5 protein-coding genes are annotated in these 2421 nt (G+C 36.1%); all 5 read right to left on the bottom strand.

From position 1 onward, the window contains the following. Positions 1-496 (bottom strand): recombinase RecT (locus tag COZ07_RS06015; protein ID WP_406607669.1); only part of this gene is annotated, 496 nt, incomplete at its 3' end. Positions 497-527: 31 nt separating this feature from the next. Continuing rightward, positions 528-659: a hypothetical protein gene (locus COZ07_RS06010; protein WP_406607668.1), complete on the bottom strand. Its 132-nt coding sequence runs from the start codon at positions 657-659 to the stop codon at positions 528-530. A 218-nt stretch (positions 660-877) separates the two neighbouring features. Continuing rightward, positions 878-1084 (bottom strand): hypothetical protein, encoded by a 207-nt coding sequence (locus COZ07_RS06005; protein ID WP_406607667.1) that lies wholly within the window; start codon positions 1082-1084, stop codon positions 878-880. 363 nt (positions 1085-1447) lie between these two features. Further along, a complete protein-coding gene (locus tag COZ07_RS06000) occupies positions 1448-1699 on the bottom strand; it encodes a hypothetical protein (protein WP_406607666.1) in 252 nt (83 codons plus the stop codon). Between the two features lie 14 nt (positions 1700-1713). Beyond that, the gene (locus COZ07_RS05995) at positions 1714-2361 is read right to left on the bottom strand and encodes a hypothetical protein (RefSeq protein ID WP_406607665.1); all 648 of its coding nucleotides are present in this window, start codon (positions 2359-2361) and stop codon (positions 1714-1716) included. Positions 2362-2421 lie beyond the last annotated feature (60 nt).

Here is a 2421-nt window from a genome sequence, read left to right as displayed (position 1 = left end):
CAGTAACAATTGCTTTAATAGGATGTCCAACAGTTATCGTTTTATAAACTTTCCCGCTCTGCTTATCTTTAAAATCTATTTTCTCAATATCCTCTCCATCATAAACTGGATCATCAGAACCTGCATACAATCCTGTCTTTTCCGCAATAGCCCTTAAACCATCAATACCAGTCTGCAATGCCATCTCCTCTTTTTGTGTTTTCCAATCCTTTCTATATACAGCATAGAATTGTCTTTTTACTGGATCCAATCCTGTTGATTTCGCATACATCATAACCCTGATCAAATCCTTCGCAGATCTTAATTTTCCTGTTTTATCTCGTCCCAAAACATCCTCAACAACAGATGCAATATAAAGCATCTTTGAGGGTTGTCCTGCCGGAACGAAAGCCTCCAACTCTTTCATTGTGTCATCACCATAATTCTTCTTCATAACATCACGAAGAGTCACAGCTTGACCGTCATTAATTACTTTTAAATCCTTTTTCTCTTCCATAGTCGCCTCCTTTTATATTTTATGTTGTTGTTTATCCATATAATTTCCTTAAAAATTTATTAAATTTAATAACCAATTTTTCAATCCCTATGGCTATCAACAGATTAATAACAGCCTTTCTAAACTCTAAACATTCTTCGGCTAAAGTTTTATTTTTCTTCATATTTTTCCTCTTAATTTATTAACTAATGCTTCTATTGTGCTTATTGCATAGTAACTTTTTGTCACTATCTTCCAATCTATTAATTATTTCCTCTGTGTTGAGGAACTCGCCTCCTATCTCGCACCGTAACAGATTAGCAAATCTGATAGTCGTATTACAAGTCAAATCGGTTCCCATTGCCTCAATCTGCTTCTGATTGTATGCCTTTACCTAATCCATTATTTTGCCGGAATGTCGATATAGTATTGATCATACTGCGCAAGGTTATAGTCCCAATCTCTCTGCACGCCCCAAACAAACAAAGAAATCAATAGAATACCTACCGCTATTCCCGCTAAAAAAATCACTAACTTTTTTGCAAACTTGCGGTACTTCCTAGCAAATATTGCCTCTTGTGTGTGGTAATCCAACATAGTCGCCTCCATTCCCCTAATTAATTATTTCTTTCTTTTATTATGATAATAATCGTTATTGTAACAACGCTGACATTTTCCCCTCGCCCATATTATCTTGTTACCACATTTGCATATCTCATTTTGTCTTTTAATATATTTCATTTCCTGTTCCTTATTTATATAACCATTTTACAAAACTTTTCAAAACTTGTCAACCCTTTTGTTCTATTGAGCCATTTTAAGCACGGTATTTATTACTTATCCACAGTTGCACAACTCTGCACAACAATTTTAAACAATAAAAAATCCACCCTCGGGGCCGGGCGGAGGCGACTAACTCCGTACAATAAAGGCCCATCGGAAAGATCCCGATCCTGAAGGCGGATTAACTTTTTAGATCCAAAATTTTTTTATGATCCACTCATATATACCAGTTGCCGAAACCGTAATAGATCCAATCACCGTTGCAATGATCAAAGCATTCTGCAATACAAGCTGTCCTGATATAAGAGTATATCCTATAACCAAGACGCACGCAATTGAAAATACCCATCTCTGCGGATTATTAACCGGCGCATACTCAACCCTTTTTAATACCTCTACTAACGTGGCCAGCATTGCGGCCAATCCTAAAATGATACCCATAAAACCCTTCTTTCTTACCTCTTTTTAAATATCCAGGCTTTTATTTCTTCGTACAATTTGACTAACCAATTTTTTACGACTTCGCTTTCTTCTATTGAAGGACATTTAGGACATTCGTAATTTTCTAATTGCTTTTTATAAGCATCTCTTTCGTCTTTGGCGGCTTTAACTTCTGCCTCCAAGACAGCTATCCTAGCATCTTTATTCCTGCCATCTACTGTTAACTTATAGTTTTTTACTACCTCAGCATCATACCTCTCTTGCCAATTTATATCTGCCATTGTTCCTCCTTTTGGTACGTACCACCTATTATTTAATTTTACATATGGATTTTTAATTTCTTTGCCTGTCCACGGATCAACGATATAACCATTCCCCAAATCAACTACGAAGTGTTGCCCTACTGGAACTTTAACCTCAGCTATGCAAGGATATGCTCCCTTCTTATATTCTAATTCAGGCATAACTGAAGGGATAGTAGCATCTGCTACCAAGCACCCACTCAGATAATGACCTTTAAATCTATTATTAACATCATTCGGATACTTTTCAGCTAACATTCCTAATGAGGTAATTTTACAACCGTCACTCCCAATAGTTACATTACAACTTCCGAGTTTAATATTTTTCCACCGATCATCTCTTTGAGATAGATATAACATTTTGCCCTTCTACAATTTATCCGCTATCTTTTGAATTGTTTTTTCGAAACCTTTAAGCAC

Source organism: Candidatus Infernicultor aquiphilus (assembly GCF_002784285.1).
GTDB classification, from domain to species: Bacteria; Atribacterota; Phoenicimicrobiia; order Phoenicimicrobiales; family Phoenicimicrobiaceae; genus Infernicultor; species Infernicultor aquiphilus.
This window is presented reverse-complemented; position numbering and strand designations above follow the sequence as displayed.